This is a genomic window from Bowmanella yangjiangensis (genome assembly GCF_017255015.1).
In the GTDB taxonomy this organism is placed as follows: domain Bacteria; phylum Pseudomonadota; class Gammaproteobacteria; order Enterobacterales; family Alteromonadaceae; genus Bowmanella; species Bowmanella yangjiangensis.
The window spans coordinates 45,035-64,727 of record NZ_JAFKCS010000006.1; the positions used below are offsets into that span (position 1 = coordinate 45,035).

16 protein-coding genes are annotated in these 19,693 nt (G+C 49.9%); 7 read left to right on the forward strand and 9 right to left on the reverse strand.

Annotation, left to right across the window (positions count from 1 at the left end):
- Window positions 1-16: 16 nt before the first annotated feature.
- The 4 genes from J0A65_RS08195 to J0A65_RS08210 form a co-directional block, all read right to left on the reverse strand.
- The gene (locus tag J0A65_RS08195) at window positions 17-1,330 is read right to left on the reverse strand and encodes a putative bifunctional diguanylate cyclase/phosphodiesterase (protein ID WP_206593684.1); all 1,314 of its coding nucleotides are present in this window, start codon (window positions 1,328-1,330) and stop codon (window positions 17-19) included.
- Window positions 1,331-1,531: 201 nt separating this feature from the next.
- Window positions 1,532-4,024, reverse strand: a complete 2,493-nt coding sequence (locus tag J0A65_RS08200; protein ID WP_206593685.1) for a glycogen/starch/alpha-glucan phosphorylase — start codon at window positions 4,022-4,024, stop codon at window positions 1,532-1,534.
- 320 nt (window positions 4,025-4,344) lie between these two features.
- The gene (gene pgm / locus J0A65_RS08205) at window positions 4,345-5,994 is read right to left on the reverse strand and encodes a phosphoglucomutase (alpha-D-glucose-1,6-bisphosphate-dependent) (protein WP_206593686.1); all 1,650 of its coding nucleotides are present in this window, start codon (window positions 5,992-5,994) and stop codon (window positions 4,345-4,347) included.
- Between the two features lie 35 nt (window positions 5,995-6,029).
- Entirely contained in the window at window positions 6,030-6,611 is a 582-nt protein-coding gene (locus J0A65_RS08210; protein WP_206593687.1) for a hypothetical protein, read from the reverse strand.
- Between the two features lie 126 nt (window positions 6,612-6,737).
- Here J0A65_RS08210 and J0A65_RS08215 point away from each other — a divergent pair, with 126 nt between their 5' ends.
- The 6 genes from J0A65_RS08215 (at window position 6,738) to J0A65_RS08240 (ending at window position 12,669) form a co-directional block, all read left to right on the forward strand.
- Window positions 6,738-7,511: an alpha/beta fold hydrolase gene (locus tag J0A65_RS08215; RefSeq protein WP_206593688.1), complete on the forward strand. Its 774-nt coding sequence runs from the start codon at window positions 6,738-6,740 to the stop codon at window positions 7,509-7,511.
- A gap of 55 nt (window positions 7,512-7,566) precedes the next feature.
- Window positions 7,567-7,791, forward strand: coding sequence for a DUF2788 domain-containing protein (locus J0A65_RS08220; protein ID WP_206593689.1), 225 nt, complete (start codon window positions 7,567-7,569; stop codon window positions 7,789-7,791).
- 27 nt (window positions 7,792-7,818) lie between these two features.
- Window positions 7,819-8,343, forward strand: a complete 525-nt coding sequence (gene fldA, locus J0A65_RS08225) for a flavodoxin FldA (protein WP_206593690.1) — start codon at window positions 7,819-7,821, stop codon at window positions 8,341-8,343.
- A 126-nt stretch (window positions 8,344-8,469) separates the two neighbouring features.
- The gene (locus tag J0A65_RS08230) at window positions 8,470-9,054 is read left to right on the forward strand and encodes an RNA polymerase sigma factor (protein WP_206593691.1); all 585 of its coding nucleotides are present in this window, start codon (window positions 8,470-8,472) and stop codon (window positions 9,052-9,054) included.
- Entirely contained in the window at window positions 9,054-10,046 is a 993-nt protein-coding gene (locus J0A65_RS08235; protein WP_206593692.1) for a FecR family protein, read from the forward strand. Before J0A65_RS08230 ends, J0A65_RS08235 begins: the two co-directional genes overlap by 1 nt.
- Before the next feature lie 121 nt (window positions 10,047-10,167).
- Window positions 10,168-12,669 (forward strand): TonB-dependent receptor, encoded by a 2,502-nt coding sequence (locus tag J0A65_RS08240; RefSeq protein WP_206593693.1) that lies wholly within the window; start codon window positions 10,168-10,170, stop codon window positions 12,667-12,669.
- A gap of 68 nt (window positions 12,670-12,737) precedes the next feature.
- Here the strand turns inward: J0A65_RS08240 and J0A65_RS08245 are convergent, their stop codons facing one another.
- Window positions 12,738-14,756, reverse strand: a complete 2,019-nt coding sequence (locus J0A65_RS08245) for a methyl-accepting chemotaxis protein (RefSeq protein ID WP_206593694.1) — start codon at window positions 14,754-14,756, stop codon at window positions 12,738-12,740.
- 299 nt (window positions 14,757-15,055) lie between these two features.
- Here J0A65_RS08245 and fur point away from each other — a divergent pair, with 299 nt between their 5' ends.
- A complete protein-coding gene (gene fur / locus J0A65_RS08250) occupies window positions 15,056-15,478 on the forward strand; it encodes a ferric iron uptake transcriptional regulator (protein WP_206593695.1) in 423 nt (140 codons plus the stop codon).
- A 59-nt stretch (window positions 15,479-15,537) separates the two neighbouring features.
- Here fur and J0A65_RS08255 read toward each other — a convergent pair whose 3' ends face one another.
- From J0A65_RS08255 to J0A65_RS08270, 4 genes are all read right to left on the reverse strand, one after another.
- Window positions 15,538-16,395 (reverse strand): D-amino acid aminotransferase, encoded by an 858-nt coding sequence (locus J0A65_RS08255; RefSeq protein WP_206593696.1) that lies wholly within the window; start codon window positions 16,393-16,395, stop codon window positions 15,538-15,540.
- A 263-nt stretch (window positions 16,396-16,658) separates the two neighbouring features.
- Complete coding sequence (locus J0A65_RS08260; protein ID WP_206593697.1) at window positions 16,659-17,303, reverse strand: 3'-5' exonuclease; 645 nt, start codon at window positions 17,301-17,303, stop codon at window positions 16,659-16,661.
- Window positions 17,300-19,123: a DUF294 nucleotidyltransferase-like domain-containing protein gene (locus tag J0A65_RS08265; protein WP_206593698.1), complete on the reverse strand. Its 1,824-nt coding sequence runs from the start codon at window positions 19,121-19,123 to the stop codon at window positions 17,300-17,302. Before J0A65_RS08265 ends, J0A65_RS08260 begins: the two co-directional genes overlap by 4 nt.
- Window positions 19,124-19,126: 3 nt before the next feature.
- Entirely contained in the window at window positions 19,127-19,645 is a 519-nt protein-coding gene (locus tag J0A65_RS08270; protein ID WP_206593699.1) for a hypothetical protein, read from the reverse strand.
- Window positions 19,646-19,693 lie beyond the last annotated feature (48 nt).

The window sequence follows — 19,693 nt, forward strand, 5'->3', positions numbered from 1 at the left end:
AGTCGGGTGCAGAGGATCAGCTAACCCTGTCACGATAAGCCAGCGAGTCTCCGACTATCAGATCACTGTGAATAAATTCCACCAAGCGCTCAAAAGGTACCGCCTTGGAAAACAAAAAGCCCTGTCCTTTGCTAATCCCAATTTCACGCAATGCGTGTAGTTGTTCCACCGATTCGATCCCTTCGGCGATAACCTGGCAGCCTAGGGCCCCTGCAATAAGCTGAGAAGCCTGAATAATGGCTTTATTCACCGGATTTCGGTCCAGTCCCATCACAAAGGTCTTATCAATTTTAATGGTATCCAGCTCGATATCACGTATATAGGCCAGATTTGAGTAGCCTTTGCCAAAATCATCCACCGCGATAGACAATCCCAGAGCTTTTATCTGTGACAACTGTCGCTTCACCAATAACGAATTGGATAGTGCCACGTCTTCGGTTAATTCCAGCTCAAGACGAGACAGATCGACTGCGTACTTATCGGCCAGACGTTTTACCTTACTGACAAACTGAGAGTCATATAACTGTGTGGGAGATATATTTACTGAGACTTGGATATTAAGACCAAGGCTCTCTAAACAAAGCGCTGTTTCAAAGGCCTTCTCCAGCACCCAGTAGCCGACTTCATTCATCATGTTGTAGGACTCAGCGGCTTCAATAAAACTGCCAGGCACTATGATGCCATCTAATGGGTGATTCCAACGCAGCAAACATTCCGCTCCCACTATCTTGAAGGTACCCAAGTCCACCTTGGGCTGGAAATACAGCTCCAGCTCTTCATTAGCAAAGGCCCGTTTAAGATCGGCTTTCAGTGCCAGGGAACGCCCCGTTTCAGGTTTTTCCTGCAAACGGGTGATCTGGAAGTTATCGTACTTGTTTTGCTTAGCTTGCTTTAGCGCCATTTCAGCGCCGGAAAACAGCCGGGAAGCATCCTCATTACCAGGCAAATTCGCCACGGCACCGACATTAAAATCAGCCACAAAGGCATTATCGTCAAATACGATAGGCGCTTTGAAGTGCTCAATTAAATGGCTGTAAAAGCCCCTTAACTGCGCATCACTGTGGGTACCTGGGATCATCAGGCCGAAAATATCACCGCTAACCCTGCCCAGTAAGCAACGAGGACCAAACAAGGCATTAATACGCCGCGCCAGTTCCTCAAGAATTAAATCGCCGACTTTATAGCCAAAACTACTGCTGACATCGGAGAAACGCACCACATCAATAAATAACAGAGACAGCTGAGCATCGGCCTCAACAGCCTGTTCAATGCGATGAAAAAACGCATAGCGATTGGGAATAGTTGCCAGGGATTGGTATGAAACACTCATTGAGTACTGCTTCACCTCTGAATTACCAACAGCCGTTATCCACAAGACACCGGCTTGGTGCAGTACGCACCACCATTTTCATGCCGCCTCATACAGCCAAAAACGTCAGGAAGCGAGGCAATCTGCCAGACGCTTCCTTAGTCAACCTTGCGCAGCACAAGAACTGATCCAGTGTAGTGCTTACCCTACTGGTTGTTCGGGCTAGTCTACCTTGCAGGAAGACAAGCGCCAAATTTTTTCCACATAGTCTCTAATAGAGCGATCTGAGGTAAATTTACCCATTCTGGCAGTATTTAATATTGCCATGCGTGCCCAGCGAATTTTGTCCCTATAGACCCTATCCGCTTTCTTTTGTGCATCGGAATAAGCTTCAAAATCGGCTAGCACCATATAAGGGTCACCACCGTCCAACAAGCTCTGTTTAACACTGACCAGCTCGCCAGGTTTACCGGGTGTGAAATAATCGGTTTCCAGCCAATCCAATACGGCTTTAATTTCCCGGTTGGTATCGTAGTAGTCATAGGGGCTGTACCCCGCCTTTTGCATCTTGTGTACCTGCTCAACTGTCAGGCCAAAAATAAAAATATTGTCTTCGCCAACTTCCTCGGCAATCTCAATATTGGCACCATCAAGCGTTCCGACCGTCACTGCACCGTTTAACGCCAATTTCATATTGCCGGTACCGGAAGCCTCTTTGCCTGCGGTTGAAATCTGCTCGGAAATATCCGCAGCCGGAATCATCTTCTCCGCTAAGCTGACTCGGTAATTAGGCAAAAATACCACCTTCAGTTTGTGGTTTACCCGCTTATCGTTATTGATTCTGTCTGCCACTTTGTTGATGGCATAAATGATGTCTTTGGCCAACTTATAGCCCGGAGCGGCCTTAGCCCCAAATAAAAATGCGCGTGGATGCATATCATAGTCGGGGTTTTCAAGCAGACGCCGGTACAAGGCCAAAATATGCAGCAGGTTAAGATGCTGGCGCTTGTATTCATGCAGACGTTTAATTTGCACATCAAAGATCATATTGGCATCCAACTCAACCCCCGTCAGACGCTTTACCTCCTCGGCAAGCAGCAGTTTGTTTGCATGCTTAATCTGCATAAACTGCTGCTGAAAGGCTTTATCATCAGCAAAACTTGCCAAACCTTGCAATTGATCAAGCTTAAGTGGCCATTCGTCACCCAGTTTACTGCTGATCAACTCAGACAATTTGGGGTTACAGGCTTTGAGCCATCGTCTCGGCGTAATTCCGTTGGTTACGTTGGTTAGCTTACCTGGCCAAAGCTGGTCAAACTCGGGGAATAATTGCTCCTTGACCAACTTAGAATGAATGGCCGCGACACCGTTTACCGCGAATGAACCTATCACCGACAAGTTGCCCATGCGGATCATCTTTTCGCTGCCTTCTTCGATGATGGACAGCTTACGCTTGATCACATCGTTACCCGGCCAGGTCTTATCCACCAGCGCCATAAATCTATGGTTGATCTCGTAGATAATCTCCAGATGGCGCGGCAGAATTTTTTCCAGCATACGGGCTGGCCAGCGCTCTAACGCTTCAGGTAACAAGGTATGGTTAGTGTATGCAAAGGAATGGGTACAAATTTCCCAGGCTTTATCCCAGTTCATCTGCGCCCTATCCACCAGGATTCGCATCAGCTCGGCAATGGCGATTGCCGGATGGGTGTCGTTTAACTGAATAACCACCTGCTCGGCGAAACGACTCCAGTCATCGCCATGGGCCCGCTTGTAACGGCGGATGATGTCTTTCAGTGAACAGGCACAGAAAAAGTACTGCTGAATTAAACGCAGCTCTTTGCCAGCTTCGGTTTCATCATTGGGGTACAAAACCTTGGAGATAGTTTCGGCCTGCACGTTTTCGCGCTGTGCATCCAGATAACCACCGGCATTAAACACATCCCAGTTAAAGTAGCCGGATGCCCGGCTTTCCCATAACCTCAAAACGTTAACGGTTTTACCGCCATAGCCAACCACGGGAATATCCCAGGGAACACCACGAACAATAGAGCCTGGGTGCCATTCTTTGTGGATCTGGCCATTGTCACCGTATTTGGTTTCCACATAACCATATAAGGAAACCTCCTGAATTGACTCAGGACGGCATATTTCCCAGGGGTTACCGTAATCACGCCAGCTATCTGGCCGTTCAATTTGCGCGCCGGACTGAATCTCCTGACGAAACAAGCCATGCTCATAGTGCAGACCATAGCCAATTGCCGGTAGTTGTAAGGTGGCCAGCGAATCAATAAAACACGCAGCCAATCGTCCCAGGCCGCCATTGCCCAGGGCCATGTCCGGCTCTTCTTCCATCACATCGTTAATATCTACACCTAACTCAAGTAAGGCCTGACGGGTTGCATCAAACAATCCGAGATTTTGCAGATTGTTAGACATTAGGCGGCCCATTAAAAACTCGGCTGAGAAATAGTGCACCGCACGAGTGTCGTTCATATAGTGGGTTTTTTGCGTGATGCGCAAACGCTCCAACACCTGTTCCTGAACAGCAGCACAGGTGGCCTTCCACCAAGCGTGATTATTAGCCTTGTTCTCATCGGTTCCCAGGGAACAATGCAAATGACGGATAATGGCTTGCTTAATGTCGTTCTTATCCAATTCCGTTATTGCTTTTGCCTGCTGCGGATGTAATGCGGAGTTGCCCGTCGTATTCATTGTTATCCCCTTTGGAATACACCACCTGCCAAGGCGAAAAGGCAGGTCTGTTTAACTATTCTATTCTTATTGGTCAAATACCGAGTGCTCATTCCCGACTACCAGGCTGCACATGGATATCAAGCAGAAACATTAGTTTAGCCAATGCAGCCTGATTGTTTTGTAATTAAATTACAAAATTCACTTTGAGTGTAATGTTTTTGAACGGAATTAAAATGGCAATTTTGTTGCTGACAAGTTAATCAAAAAAACGATGCCCGGATAAACCGGGCACCACATACATTTAATCAACATTCAACCGGGAATACTGGATCAATTTTTTAACTTTCCGCGTCAAACACCTGATTTACCAGAGTTTGGGCTTCTTCAATCAGCAACTGCAAATGTGAATCGCCTTTAAAACTCTCCGCATAAATCTTATAAACCGATTCAGTGCCGGACGGACGGGCTGCAAACCAGCCGTTTTGGGTCGCCACTTTCAGTCCACCAATGGCCGCATCATTGCCTGGCGCTCGGGTCAGGATCTGCTCTATGGTTTCACCGGCGAGTTGCTTTGACATCACAACCTCAGGTGTCATGCTGGACAGACGTTTTTTCTGCGTGGCATTGGCCGCTACGTCAATACGCTTATAGCTGGGCGCACCAAACTTATCAGTCAGCCCTTGATAGGCCTGGCCTGGATCTTTTCCGGTCACAGCCAGAATTTCTGCCGCCAGTAAGCACAAGATGATACCGTCTTTATCGGTAGCCCAACTTGTACCGTCCCGACGCAGGAAAATCCCGCCTGCGCTTTCTTCACCAGCGAAGCCCATGCTGCCATCCAGCATATAAGGCACAAACCACTTAAAGCCCACCGGCATCTCAGCCAAAGGACGATTCAAGGCCCCGGCCACCCTGTCAATCATGCTGGATGACACTAAGGTCTTGCCTATTTTGAGCTTATCACTCCACTGCGGACGATGGCGATACAGGTAATCAATCGCTACCGCCAGGTAGTGATTAGGATTCATCAGGCCGGAGGATTTACACACGATACCGTGACGGTCGAAGTCGGCATCGTTACCAAAGGCCAAATCGAACTGGTCTTTCATACTGATAAGACCGGCCATGGCATAAGGAGAGGAACAATCCATACGGATCTTGCCATCCTTATCCAAATGCATAAACGAAAAGGCGGGGTCGACTCGGCGGTTAACCACCTGAATATCCAGCTTATAACGCTCGGCAATGCGATCCCAATACGCCAAACCTGCTCCACCAAGGGGATCCGTGCCTAACTTTAGGCCCGCCGAAGCTATCGCTTGCATATCCACAACCTGATCAAGCTGCAGAACGTAATCCTCGGCAAAATCACGTTCATGCACATAGCCACTGCGTAGCGCTTGATTGAAATCCAGGCGTTTTACCCCCTGCAAATCTTTAGCGATGAGATCGTTAGCTCGAGTTTGAATCTGATCAGTAACCTGGTTATCTGCCGGACCACCATGGGGCGGGTTGTATTTGAAGCCTCCATCCTGAGGCGGGTTATGTGACGGCGTGATAACAATACCGTCAGCAAAACCGCTGGTTCGGCCACGGTTGTAATTCAAAATCGCCAGAGAAACCGCTGGTGTTGGGGTATAGCCACGGCCAGCTTCTACCACTAACTGTACCTGGTTAGCGCTGAGCACTTCTACCGCAGTAATAAAAGCAGGCTCCGATAGCGCGTGGGTATCCATGCCCACAAACAGTGGCCCATCAATGTTATTCGCCAAACGGTATTCAGCCAGTGCCTGACAGATAGCCGCTATATGCGCATCGTTAAAGGTGCAATTCAACGAACTGCCACGATGCCCGGAGGTGCCGAACATGACAGCATGTTCCGGAGCAGATTTGTCGGGCCTGTTAGTGTAATAAGCCGCAACCAACCGGGGAATGTTATCCAGTTGTTCTTCAGTGGCGGGGTGTCCTGCCAGAGGGTGGAGTGCCATCGGTTTTCCTTACTTCAGCGCTTTAAAATTACAGTTTACTCTGCGTCACCTTGAAACTCAGGGTCAAGGAAACGCGCAAGTCGATTTGCGTCCTGCGTGCTATATCCCAGTAGCTTGGCCACTTCCAAAATCATTGTCAGCTTTTTACGGGTATTGTTGTTAGTCACCACCCAATAGCAGCTACCTGGCAACATTTTGGGGTTGGTACTGCTGCCTGCGGCCAACAGTTCTTCTTTGCTAATGGCAAAATAGGTGCGGTTGCGGCCTTTAAGTTCAAGCACCTTGGCAAATTCTTTGCCCTGAAAACGTGCCAGCGCCGCCAATACTTCAATAAAGCGCTCAACTACACTGCCCATCTCAGCGACACCAGCCTGTTCAAGAAAATCAAACAGTGCCCCTTCCTGAACCGGCAACGCCGACTTTGCAACAGGTGCCACCTTAACAGGTGCAACAGCCGCAGGTTCCTCTTTAACGGCAGCTACCTGGGTCGTGGCAGGCTTTACAGCGCCGTCACTAAACAACAAGCGGCGCAGGATTTGCGAGGCACTTTCACCAATATGCTGGGTTTGTGCGGCAATATAACGATACAGCTCTTCATCAATTTCTATATTTTTCATTTTTTCTACTGCTGATTATTCACCTGGCGCTCATTATACTTGGCCTGGCTTTCGGGTACAGTCTCGCGCTACATAGTCTGTTTATGTTATAACGGCGCGCTTTATATTTTCGTGCAATCCAATCCCATGACCTTGAACTATCAAATCAGTGGCCAGGGCAGCCCGGTAGTATTGCTACACGGTTTGTTTGGCAGCCTGGAAAATCTGGGCGGAATCAAACGTGAACTGGAAAACCAGTTTCAAATCATTGCCATCGACTTACCTGATCATGGGCGCTCTCCACATAGCCAAGCATTCAGCTATGTGCATTACAGCGAGCAAGTATTGCAGCTGTTAAATAGTCTGGATTTAACCAATGTCACCCTGCTTGGACATTCCATGGGCGGCAAGGTCGCAATGAGCCTGGCAATGCATGCACCTAATCAGGTTGCCCAACTGATAGTCGCAGATATTGCCCCGGTTGCCTATCATGACAGACACAGCGGTATTTTTGCCGGGCTGAATCAGGTAGATTTGCCCACCTTGCAAGACAGACGGCAGGCAGATGCACAAATGGCGGTGCATATAAAAGAGCCCGGGGTCAGACAGTTTTTGCTGAAAAGTCTGGCTCAGGAGCAAGGAAAATGGCATTGGCGCTTTAATCTAGACTTACTACAGCGGGATTACAGCAAGATTACCGACTGGCCATTTAGTGCGCTTCGCTATGACGGACCAACGCTTTTTATTAAAGGTGGTCAATCAGACTATCTCCAGGCTGCGTATAAGGATACAATCGCCGCGCAGTTTCCGCGTAGTCAGGGGCGCATTATTGCCGATGCTGGTCATTGGCTACATGCAGAAAAGCCCGCCGCTTTTTGCAAGATTGTTCGCGATTTCATTCGCGCAAATGAGACTAATTAGCATATAGAACGGTGTTGTGCTATAGTCCGCGCCGTTTTCATGAGGTATCAAAGCCATGTTGAGCCAGTATTATGAGCAGATTGAAACCATTGTCCTCAACCTGACCTTGGTTGCCCTGTTCCTGCTGATGGGCTTTGCAGTGCACGATGTGCTGAAAAAAAACGACGTACCTATGGTAGGTCGGGCCGTGGTTTATCTGGTGCTGTTTCTTGGCGCCGCAGGTTTCCTGGCAAAGGGGCTGATTCAAGTATTTTGGCAATCATCCGGCGTGGGCGGCTAACCACGTCAAACAGAGGTATCAAGACATATGGCAAGTGTTGGACTATTTTTCGGTAGCGACACAGGCAACACCGAACATGTTGCCAAGATGATTCAAAAAGAGCTGGGCAAGAACTTAATCGAAGTCCACGATATCGCCAAAAGCAGCAAAGAGGATATTGCTAACTTTGATCTGCTAATGTTCGGTATCCCGACTTGGTACTACGGTGAGGCCCAATGTGATTGGGATGACTTCTTCCCTGAATTGGAAGAAATTGATTTCACCGACAAGCTGGTGGCCATTTTTGGCTGTGGCGATCAGGAAGACTATGCCGAGTATTTCCTGGATGCCATGGGCATGATCCGCGATATCGTTGAAGCTCGCGGTGCCATCATCATCGGAAATTGGTCTACCGAAGGCTATCATTTTGAGGCCAGCAAAGGCATGGCCGATGACAGCCATTTTGTGGGTCTGGGTATTGACGAAGATCGTCAACCAGAACTGACCGAACAGCGGGTGAAAGCCTGGTGTAAACAAATCCATGAAGAAATGTGCCTGGCTGAACTTGAGTAAGCCAAACAAGAAAGGAGCCTGAGGCTCCTTTTTTTGTCGCCATAAATCTGTAACAAAGCACCGCTAAGCTGCGCATCCCAAGGCATTCCCCGCACCACCTCCGGTGCCAGTTTCATGGCTTGCAGGATGAACAAGGCAGAATCATTCCCCACATTTCCCTCAGTGAAGGTCACGACCTTCAGTGCCGATAATCCCAAACTTCGTCAGAGGCGTTTGGTAGAAAAACTTTATCATCAGTACTGGCCAGAACTATGCGCAAGATTGCGCCATCTGTATGGTGAAGGCCCCCCGGATCCACAGGATATTGCCCAAGAGGCGTTCACCCGATTATCGCAATTGGACAGTCTCAACCATGTACTTAATCCCAAGGCATTTTTATACAAAGTGGCGTTTAATATTGGCCATAAGTCTGTTGGTCATATCATCAAAACCCGCGAATTCCTTGCCGAACAACTGGAAGATGACAACGTATTGCTAAACGACTTATGTCCGGAACAATTGCTTGCACAGGCGCAACAAATGGAAGCATTGCAACGGGCCGTAGCAGAGCTAAGTGACAAACAACGAGAAATTTTGCTGCGCTGTCGAATCAAGGGCCAAACCTACGCACAGATTGCCGAACAAACCGGCTGGAGCCTGGCGGATATCAGCCGTCAACTGACCAGCGCACTCGCCCAGTTAGCCGCCAGTCAACCACAGGATAGAGATTGATGACAGCACATGACAATCAGGTGGCCATTGAGGCTGAGGCGCGGGCCTGGCTGATAAAACTCTTTAATGACAGCCCTGACGAGCAATTAAAAGCCGAGTTCAGTCACTGGCTGAATCGTTCTGACAAACACCGACAGGCATTTATCAGAAGCGAAAAGCTATGGCGTCAGTTGGGCCTGCTGGACAACCTGGCCGAACTTAGCGACATGCTGCCGCCGCAGCCGATACAGCGCAGCAAACCTAGTATAAATGTATCGGCTTGGTTGGGTATGGCTGCTGCCGCCATCTTGCTGGTCACAGGAATAAACTGGCAGCATAAAACGCTGCCGGTCAGTCAGCAGGTCGTTCAGCAGTTCCAGACTCCTGAACATACCAATACCGCAATCACCCTGTCAGACGGTAGCCGCCTGGTGTCTGCGGGTCAGGCTCGCTTTAGCTTTGAACGTAAAGACAATGAACGATACTTGGCTATGCAATCGGGCACGCTGTACTTCGATATTGCTCATGACGTGGCGCATCCTTTTGTCATCAGTAGCGCAGGCTCCCGCATACAAGTTGTGGGTACCGAATTTGAAATCAGCCTACAGGACGACCAAATGCGACTGTCTGTGCATGAAGGGCTAGTTCAGTTAAGCGCCCTCGACACCAGCCGTGCTGAGCAAGTGGTCATGCTGGCAGCGGGGCAGCAGCAACTGGCCAATAGCGAAGGGCGCTTGCTGGGTGAAGTGCGCCAATTTGACAGTAAGAGTACATTGGCCTGGTTACAAGGTCGGCTGAGTTATGACGGTACACCGCTTGCGCAGGTAATGGCGGAGATAAATCGCTACCGTACTACTCCTATTGAGATTGAAGACCCTGAACTGGCTGTCTTGCAAATCACCACCTCCTGCCGCCTGGACCAAATTGAGCAGATGCTATCTGGTTTACTCTTGGCTCACGACCTGCGGCTGGTTCAACAATCAGGCCGCACACTAATCCAGCAGTCTGAATAAATCCTGTCCAGTTATATGAAGATTCCATGACATTTAGCCTTTTCCTGGAAAATATCCGCCGCGCCGGACTCCTTTGAGTGACATCAGACGTCACACAAACTAACCACTGGAGTATTTGCACATGAAAGCCATACCGGCGCCTGTTAAACATTCTCTTTGCCACCTGGCCGTTGTTTCCGCCCTGACTTTGGGTGTTGTTAGTGTCAGTTTTGCACAAAGCGAAGCGACAACGCTCACCGGCCTGCCTTTAGGGCAAGCGCTCAACTCGCTGTCACAGCAATTGGGCTTAGTGATCATTGCACCAACTCGGCTGGTACGGGACAAAACCGCCGCAACGGCCGACAGCACCCTGCCACCATTGGAGCAAGTGCGCCAAATGCTTAAAGGCAGTGGCCTACAGGTACAACAAAACCATAACGGCACCTTAGTGATCAAAGCAGGTCAAACCAATGCTCAGGTGACTAATGAGCAACAGGTATCTTCCACTAAGAGCATGGATGAAATCGTGGTTACCGCCATGAAACGGGAAAGCACTCTGCAAGACGTGCCGGTAGCACTGTCGGTATTGGGTCAGCAGGCGATTCGTGACAAGGGCATCAGTGATTTCACCGATCTGGTGGACAGCCTGGCAGGCGTATCTATTAACTCGGCCTTTGGCGGCCCGGAAAACAGCTTTATCACCATTCGCGGTATTGGTGGCGCCGATGATTACAAACCCAACGGTAACCCTTCAGTGGCCTTGCATGTGGATGGCATTTACCAAACCTCCAATGCCTACCTGAGCATGCCATTATTTGATTTAGAGCGTATTGAGGTGGTTAAAGGCCCACAAGGCACCTTGTATGGCCGTAACACCACAGCAGGTGCCATCAACGCCATTACCCGCGGTGCCACAGATAGCCTCGAAGGATATGCTGAACTGGAGTACGGCTCATATGATCATATTTCAGGCACCTTTGCAGTAGGCGGTCCACTTTCCGATAAGCTGGGTGCCCGTGTAGCGGTAACCATGCGTCAGGGCGGCGGTTTTATGGACGGTGAAGGGGCTGGAAGCTTTGCCGGATATGTACCTGAAGGCTTTGAAGGCATCATCCCGCCAGTCAGCGATCCGGGCAAACGTGAAGGCTTTGGAGATGCCGACCTGTTTGCCATGCGCGGTACCCTGCAATATGCATTCAGCCCGCTTACTGAACTAACTCTGCGTTATTTTATGAGCGCCAATAACGGTGATACCCGCCAGTATGACCGTATCGCCTTCAGTGACGACAAACCGGCCCTGAACGCTGGTGAAGACAGCGATCCTTATCGTTTCTACGCGTCCGAGTATTACTCGCATCAAATCGATGTCAGCGGCTTTAACGGCGAGTTTTCTCACCAACTCCCCAATCAAATGAGCCTGGATGTGCTGGCTGGCTATCAAAAAAGCGAACGTAACGTGTCCGGTAATGGTGACGGTACGCCTTTCCCTAAGTTCCGCTACGATTTTGATGAAGAGCTGGAACAAAGTTCACTGGAAGTACGACTGTCCGATGTTAGCGGCGGTGAAGTGGATTGGTTGGTCGGCGCCTTTATTGTTAGCGACAGCGTCGATTTTATCAGCGACTGGACCAGCTATGCGGTGATGTCACAGTACAGCTCGCCTTATAACCAGCGCCGCAACAGCTCTGCTCTGTTTGGAAATCTGGACTGGTATCTGACCGATGACTTGAGCATTAATGCCGGTCTTCGCTACACCAGTGACCAAGTGAAGTTTCGAGGTAGTAACATCGACCACAATCCTTGGGGCGTGTCGGTGTATGAAGACTACTTCAAATCTCCGTCAAACTTCTCCTGGGACAAAGAGTTCACCGACAACAACCTGTCAGGCAAGCTCTCGGCCACTTACTATGTATCTGACCGTCTGAACGTTTTTGCCTCCGTGGGTACAGCCTATCGTGGCGGCGGTTTTGACGGTACGTCTATCTTTACTCTGGAAGAGACAGAACCTTTTGACTCAGAGGAAGTTCTGGCCTATGAAGCGGGTCTGCGCTACGTTCATGAAGAAGGCCTGAACCTGAGCCTGGACCTGTTCTCCTATGAGTTTGAAGAGCTGCAAGCCACGGCGCGCCTGGCTAACGACACCAACGGCCGTACCAACGTCGGTAAAGCTGAAGTCAAAGGAGGCGAAGCCGCCCTGTCGTTGCCGGTTTGGCACGGAGACAATCAGTCATTCAGCCTGGATGCAGCGGTAACCTACCTGGACTCAGAGATCACCGAGTTCCACTCCAACCGGGTCAATGATGTGCAAAATACCCTGGGCGATCCCCTGCCCGGCTCTCCACGCTGGAGTGGCAATGCCGCTTTTGAGTATCTGCACCTCTTGTCAGACTCACAACTGCGTGCCCGCCTGGAGTACAGCTTCCATGATGAAGAGTCAAACCGCCTAAACGCTGGTGAAGGAAACCTGACCCCCGCGTATTCCCTACTGGGCTTGCGTCTGGAACTGGCCATGAATAACGGCATGACCTTATATGCCTATGGCCGTAATATTCTGGATAAAGAGTATTTTCTGGAGCTGAATGCAGGAGCCAGATTAGTCGGAGAACCCGCGACTTATGGCGCCGGGATAAACTACAGCTTCTAACTTGGCCAGTTGAACTTAAGCCCTACTTGGGCTGAGAGAGGCGACAAAGGGGCTCAATGGCCCCTTTATTACAACTTGAAGCGCGCGACGGCCTGGTTTAGCTGATGCATCAACTCGCCCACTTCGGCAATAGCATCGCTGGACTGGCGGGTAGATTGTCCACTTTGCTCGGTCAGCTCCACAATCTGTTGCAAGCTACTTGTCACCGCATCTAACAGTTCATCCTGATTTTCCGTGTCACTGACTATCTCGACATTCACCTTCGCCAGCGCTTCAATAATCTCTCGAATAACGCCTATTTCATCATTAACCTTTTCAATCAAACCGACACTTGCCTGAGCCTGGCTCTGCCCTGTTTCGATGGCTGCCACCGCTTGCCCCGCGTCAGATTGTAAGCTTAGGATCATCTGTTCAATTTCTTCGGTGGACTGATGGGTCCGATTGGCTAAGGTTCTAACCTCATCGGCCACCACCGCAAAGCCTCTTCCCTGCTCTCCAGCCCGGGCTGCTTCAATAGCTGCATTTAACGCCAGTAAATTGGTCTGGGCCGCGATGGTTTTAATCACATCCAAAATGCCGCCTATATTACGACTGTTGTTATCCAGCCGCTCAATGATCTGTCCCGAATGCACGGCTTGTTCGGCCTGAGCCTGAATTTGCTGATGCGAGGCGCCAACCAATTCACTGGCTCTGGCCGTTTGCTCCAGCACCCGGTTCAGGCGCTCTTGGCTTTCCTGAATCTGGCCAAGATTGCTCTTACTGGTTGCCCTAACCTGCTCAGTGTGGGTAGCAGTTTGTCTGATCTGGCGGGTTTGCTGCTCAACTTGCTGCAGGGTCTTTTGCGATAAGGTCTGGCTGCTGCGCGTCGCTTCATTCAACAGCCCCTCTTGACGGGTAATACGCTCTACCACCTGGTGCAGACTGGCGCTGAGCTGATTGACATCCTGCGCTAGGGCCGCAAACTCATCGTTGCCCGTAGTATCGGCTTTGTGGGTTAAATCGCCCTGACTGATAATGCTCAGGCTAGCACGGATTTTTTCCAGCGGACGAGAGATACTGCGCGCCGCCATGGTACCTATAATTACCACCAGCACCAGTGCTAACCCCAGAATCACCAGAGTTTTGACGATATTGCTCTGCACCACATCCAGTATGGCATTTTGCCCGTCCAGCGTATCGCCATTAACCTTAGCGAATAACGTCGCCAGGTGCTGTCTGGCAAGTTGTACGCTCTCATCGGCCTGGGTCATTTGCTGCTCCGCCTGCACTATCAGTTGGATGCGATGACGCTGCTGCGAGATTAATCCCTCTTCACCGTTAAACTGATTGACGAAGATCTGATACTGTTCATTAAACGCAGCCATCAGGCCGTCCGTATCCACGCCCTCGGCCAATCTGTTTATGTAATCAACGTTGTTATTCAGATCCCCAAGGGTCAGCACCAGATTTTCTTCAATATTGGTACTCAGTTCTGCGTCGGTGGCGACCAGATACTCTTTCGAGGCATTCAGCAAGGTAATGATGATATTGTCTATGCGTCCGCCAGCCCCGACCACGGAAGCCAAACGTCCCTCTTCGGCACCATCCAGCTCTGCCATATCCAGCAAGTTTGCACCAGCATCGCCACCGCTGAACTGTAACGCTTTATAGTATTCACTGATTTGTTGTTTAGCCTGCAGTGCCTGACGGCGTAATTCATACATAGCCGTGGATGCCGTTAGGTATTGCGATGACGCCTGCACGGCCTGTTGCAGACTTTGCTTTTCCTCATCAGCCAAAGGCAAGGTGTCAAGTTGCGTCAACAAGTCCCGAAACTGTGAGGACAGACGGCTGAATTCATCAAAGTTGGTGTTCAGCCTGTCAGGCTGATTAAGAAAGTAACCTTGCAGGGAGACTTTATCCAGATTCAGGATCTGAGTTTGCGCAGCCAACATTTTCGCCTGAACCGGCATTTTTTCTTTAGCCACCAATTGGGCCGAATCACGGATACTGGATAACCCCCAGTAAGACAGGATACTGGTGCACAATAACAGCAGGCCAAACAGCACAAAGCCGGTAATGATTTTGCCAACAACGGTTATTCGCATGGATAACTACCTGATTATTTGAGAGTTCACACCCTCTTTGATTATTTTATATAGTCCATGGATAGCTAAATGACGACCTCAAACACCGAGAACGTCAGGCATTTCCCTGCGCCACCTGGTCTGACCAGGATGTTAACAGTAGCTTAACAACTTGCCAATGGTTGATTCCTCTACGCCAACAGATGGGTAAAACACATGCGCTCGTCGTTGAGCGGTTAGACAATTGCCATGGAATGGCTTTTCATCTTGCCCGACTTCCCTATAATGAGACCACCTAGAACAATGTTGGCACCTGTTGCATGGATCAGAACCAAGAGTTGAAAAAAGCTGGCCTGAAGGTCACCTTACCCCGTATCAAAATCCTCGAGATACTGCAGGATCCTAAAAACCAGCACATCAGTGCTGAAGACGTATACAAGATCCTATTGGAACAAGGTGAAGAGATTGGCCTGGCCACGGTTTACCGGGTGCTAAACCAGTTTGACGATGCTGGTTTATTGGATCGCCACCATTTCGAAGGCGGCAAATCCGTATTTGAGATCGGTCATAAGAAACATCATGACCATTTGGTTTGTCTCAGATGTGGCAAAGTGGTGGAGTTTGAAGACGAAATCATCGAGCAACGTCAGGCTGAGGTTGCCAAAGCAAATAACATCAGACTCACCCATCACAGCTTGTACCTATACGGATACTGTGATCCCGTGTGCAACGACGGCGAGTGATATTCGCTATCCGTAAAAAAAGCTGCCTAGGCAGCTTTTTTTATATCACTAGCTATTAATCAGTAGTCGTATTTATGTGCGGAAAATAGTGTTTGGGCCTGCTCCCACACTGGGCCGGGCTGACCGCTGCCGACAGGTCCACCATTTAGGCTGACGATTGGTGCGACTTCTTTGCTGGAACTGGTTAACCATAGTTCATCAGCGCTTAACACTTCATCCAAACTGATGGGACGCTCTTCCACCTTAAAACGGCCATCTTTACGCAAAATGGCCAGCAACAGGTGGCGGGTGATACCTGGCAGTATCTGATGATCCAGCTCAGGGGTAGCAATCACACCGTCCTTAACCATAAATACGTTACAAGACGCCGCTTCGGTTAACTGTTGGTCTTCATTAAACAGCAGCACTTCATCTGCGCCGCGCTGCTGCCCTTGATGGTAGTGCATAATATTGCCGAGCAGCGCAGTAGATTTTATATGGCAACGTCGCCAGCGTCTGTCTTGTTCAGTCACTGCCCGAAAGGTCTTCACTTGTGCCGGATTTGACGATGGCGAATCACCTATCTCAAAGGCAAAGCCAAAAACCGTAGGCGTAATCTCTGACGGATAAGCATGACTGCGTTTTGGCTGCATTCCCCGGCTCACATGCAAATAAACGCCCAGGTTGCCTTTGCCATTGGCTTCCAGTAGCTGCTCGACAATCTCTCGCCATTCAGCCAGCGTGGTAGACAGCTTGATACCCAGTTCTGCCAAACCGTCCTGCATGCGTTGCATATGCAAGGCAAAACCTACAGGTTTGGCATTAAAACAAGGGATCACTTCATAAATTCCGTCGCCAAACAGAAAACCCCTGTCCAGCGGAGAAATGCTGGCCTGTTCCATGGGCATATACTGCCCGTTCAAATATACAATGCTCATTAAGGCTCCATCTGCATATCAAGCTGGCGCATCATAGCTGAAATTCCAATTGGCACCTATTAGCCGACATTCCAATTTATCTGAGCGGACCAATATAAAGGCATGGTTGTTTTAGCGCGTCTTTTACACAAGCAAAGCGCCATGCCGAATCAACATAATGCAATATATAGTGCAGAAAGTACTCTGCCGTCATGCCTCATGTCGTTAGTTAGCTTGGTAGGTTCGCCTCGAGCGCGAATTATGCGTGGATTAGCGAGCCAATCTTAAGGCCGGGAAAGCAAGTCAGACAAACTGCGCCCATGCTTGCCGAAATTCTGATAGCCATGGCAGAGAAACAGCTCGGCGGTAGCCAGCGCATCTTCCAGTGCATTGTGCGCGGGATGCGCGTCCAGACCATAACGCTGGCGGCATTTATCCAGCGTGAGCCCCTCAAACTGGGGCTCTTTGCCTCGGCGCATTAACAAGCGCTGCTCCAGCCTGAAGGTATCCACTATACGTGGTGTCTCAAAAGGTAAACCACAATTCTCAAAGGCTTTACGTAAGAACGCAACATCAAGTCCAGCATGATGTAACAACCACAGGTTGTCACTGTCCTGGGATGTCGCTTGCAAAAGTTGCCCCAATGCGTCTGTCAGTGAGATACCACTGTTCAGTTGTTTACGGGTAAGCCCATGGATAACCGGACTTTGGCCCAAATCCCCTGGATCTTTAATCAACAACTCCACCCCTTGTTGCTGATAAATGGTCGGTGGTTTAACCGCCACCCAGCCGATGGACAATATCTCGCCCTGGTTCGGATCCAAGCTGGAGAGCTCTAAATCCAGTGCCAAATAACGATATTCCCGCCAATCAGCCAATTTTGGTTTGGCCGCAAACCACTGCTTGATATGTCTGGCCAGATTACTCAAAAAGCCCCCCGGGAATACTTCAATGCCAATCCTTCCTGTGCATCCTTAATCAGTCTGAACGCACTTTTCAGCTGACGACGAGCTAGGGAGTCGAGCCCATCCGGGGCAATAAAATTATCCGGCTCAGCCTGCCCCAACTGATGCTGCAAGCGCAGTTGCACCAAAAATCGCCAGGCTGCCAACAGATCCTGACAATCCTTGCGGTTCATACTTTTGTTTTCACCCAGCACCAGTAAACGTTCCGGGGTACTGCACTGGCGAATTCCTGCATTTAAGGCATGGATACGGACAATATCGTTGATAATGGCAATGGCGCTTTTCTTGATATCCAGTACTTCGCGATGTTTACCAATCTGCCGGGTTCGGAAGCGATTAAACAAGCCGATGGGCACCGCCAAATCCGCAGCATTGGCAGCCAAATTGGCCAAAAAGATCTGATTTTGCGCAAAACCGGCGATTTGCTTATCAAATTGCTCAAACAGCCATTTGTCACCATACAGCATACGCCGGTCAAAAAAGATGTTGCTGTGCAGCAGTGCCTTTTGGTCCGGCTCCTGGGTCCAGCCCCTGAACTTTTCCAGCCAGGCCGCCAAGGGCTGACGCAAGTCAGGGTTGCTGGCCATGATGTTGCCTTTGCATAAGGTCAGCCCGCAGCGTGCCAGGCCTTGGCAGACAAATTCAGCCAGCTCGGCAAACCAGGCCCTGGCTTGCTCATCGGCAGCATCATCAAGCAGCAGACCGTTATCCTGATCTGAACTCATGGACTGATCGCGACGGGCCTGAGAGCCGAAGGTCAGCCACACAAAGGCGCAAGGGGCCGGCCCATGCTCACGCAAATACAAACGAATCAATTGCACATTAAAAGCATCGGTAAAGGTAGCCAGCATATCACCTACCAAACGCACATCCACGACCCGGTTGGCAAACTGATTCAGATGCTCAGGCACCTGTTCGGCAATGGCCTCAAGCTGGTCAACATTCTCTGCTTTACGAATACGGTTAATTAAAAATAATGGTTCGCTGCGCTGCTGGCGCATCAGGTCGGTGGCGGTGATCACCCCAACCGGCTGATTATCATTTACCACCGCCACATGATGGACATTGTGACTGGTCATCAGTTGCATGGCATCAAACAGAGGCGCTTCGCTTTCAATGCTGATGACAGGTGAGGTCATAAATTGCCTGACGGGTAAATCAAAGGATTGTCTGGCAGCAACTACACGGCTGCGGATATCCCGGTCAGTAACAATACCCACCAGCTCTTCTTGTTCACAAATCAACAAACAGGACACTTTTTGCTCGGTCATCAGCGCGGCAGCCTCCGCCATGCTTTGATGACCGTCTAAACGAATAACCGGCCTTTCAATGATGTCGGCAATAGGTAATTGAGTCCAGTCGGTGCTGATATCCCGGCGCGTTTCGGTGAGCAAACGGTCGCCCAGTGCGCGGGCAAAGTAATCGGCAAACTCTTTGTTGTGTTGGCACAGGTAATCAAAATGCGCCTGACCTAAGGCAAACAGAAAACCTTCTTCTAACACCTTAACGGTGTTGGTAATAGCGCGTTTGGTCATCAATGACGGATAACCAAACAGATCCCCCGGCTCTAGTCGCTCGATGAGTTGACGATTGCTGCCAATCAAGTCAAAAGTCCCCTGTTTGATCAGATATAACTGGGGTTTATCCCTGGGTACGACTTCCAGCACATTATCCTGACACAGGTAATGTAAGGTCAGATGACGCTGACAATACTGAAGCAAAACGTCGGGAAGGCGATCAAAAGGGGCACAGCGATGTAAAAATGCCAGGGTGGATTCATTCATAATCTACTCTCTACAAAGCAGCGCAAGCAGAGGGTCATCGGATGCCAGTTTTACCCAGTCCCGGTTAAGGCCCAGTCCTGCGTCGGGAGCCGACAGTTTGTCGGAAAATGGCGCCATAGCTTTAGCCTGACAACTGAGCACCTGGGTTACCCTTTTGGCTGCCATGCGACGCTCAAACAGATAGAGATCAATCATTAGCCAATCGGCGTGATTGTCATTGGTCGCCACATTCTTGGTATCCACCGCCATAAAACGCACGGTTTGCGGCCACACAAAGCTCCATGGACGATACCAGGCTTGCTCATCGACACTGCGTACCACTTTTACACCATCCGGTAATAAGCTTGTCTGATGTGCGTACCAGTTATATTCGGCTTGTACCTGAAAGCCCAGTATTCCCAGTCCGGCAAACACAGGAATCAACCACTTGGGTGTCTTGTTTTTGCTCAGCTTACGAATCATCAGCGCGATACCCGCTGCGCCGATACCTGCTATCAGGGTTGCAACAAACTCCCACAACATAGGTACTTCCTTCTTTGAACATCTTTACTTATGAAAGCGGGCTGTCAC

Coding starts and splice junctions, on each gene's coding strand:
- J0A65_RS08195 (WP_206593684.1), bottom strand. CDS start 1,330: ATGAGTGTTTCATACCAATCCCTGGCAACTATTCCCAATCGCTATGCG.
- J0A65_RS08200 (WP_206593685.1), bottom strand. CDS start 4,024: ATGAATACGACGGGCAACTCCGCATTACATCCGCAGCAGGCAAAAGCA.
- pgm (WP_206593686.1), bottom strand. CDS start 5,994: ATGGCACTCCACCCTCTGGCAGGACACCCCGCCACTGAAGAACAACTG.
- J0A65_RS08210 (WP_206593687.1), bottom strand. CDS start 6,611: ATGAAAAATATAGAAATTGATGAAGAGCTGTATCGTTATATTGCCGCA.
- J0A65_RS08215 (WP_206593688.1), top strand. CDS start 6,738: ATGACCTTGAACTATCAAATCAGTGGCCAGGGCAGCCCGGTAGTATTG.
- J0A65_RS08220 (WP_206593689.1), top strand. CDS start 7,567: ATGTTGAGCCAGTATTATGAGCAGATTGAAACCATTGTCCTCAACCTG.
- fldA (WP_206593690.1), top strand. CDS start 7,819: ATGGCAAGTGTTGGACTATTTTTCGGTAGCGACACAGGCAACACCGAA.
- J0A65_RS08230 (WP_206593691.1), top strand. CDS start 8,470: ATGAACAAGGCAGAATCATTCCCCACATTTCCCTCAGTGAAGGTCACG.
- J0A65_RS08235 (WP_206593692.1), top strand. CDS start 9,054: ATGACAGCACATGACAATCAGGTGGCCATTGAGGCTGAGGCGCGGGCC.
- J0A65_RS08240 (WP_206593693.1), top strand. CDS start 10,168: ATGAAAGCCATACCGGCGCCTGTTAAACATTCTCTTTGCCACCTGGCC.
- J0A65_RS08245 (WP_206593694.1), bottom strand. CDS start 14,756: ATGCGAATAACCGTTGTTGGCAAAATCATTACCGGCTTTGTGCTGTTT.
- fur (WP_206593695.1), top strand. CDS start 15,056: ATGGATCAGAACCAAGAGTTGAAAAAAGCTGGCCTGAAGGTCACCTTA.
- J0A65_RS08255 (WP_206593696.1), bottom strand. CDS start 16,395: ATGAGCATTGTATATTTGAACGGGCAGTATATGCCCATGGAACAGGCC.
- J0A65_RS08265 (WP_206593698.1), bottom strand. CDS start 19,123: ATGAATGAATCCACCCTGGCATTTTTACATCGCTGTGCCCCTTTTGAT.
- J0A65_RS08270 (WP_206593699.1), bottom strand. CDS start 19,645: ATGTTGTGGGAGTTTGTTGCAACCCTGATAGCAGGTATCGGCGCAGCG.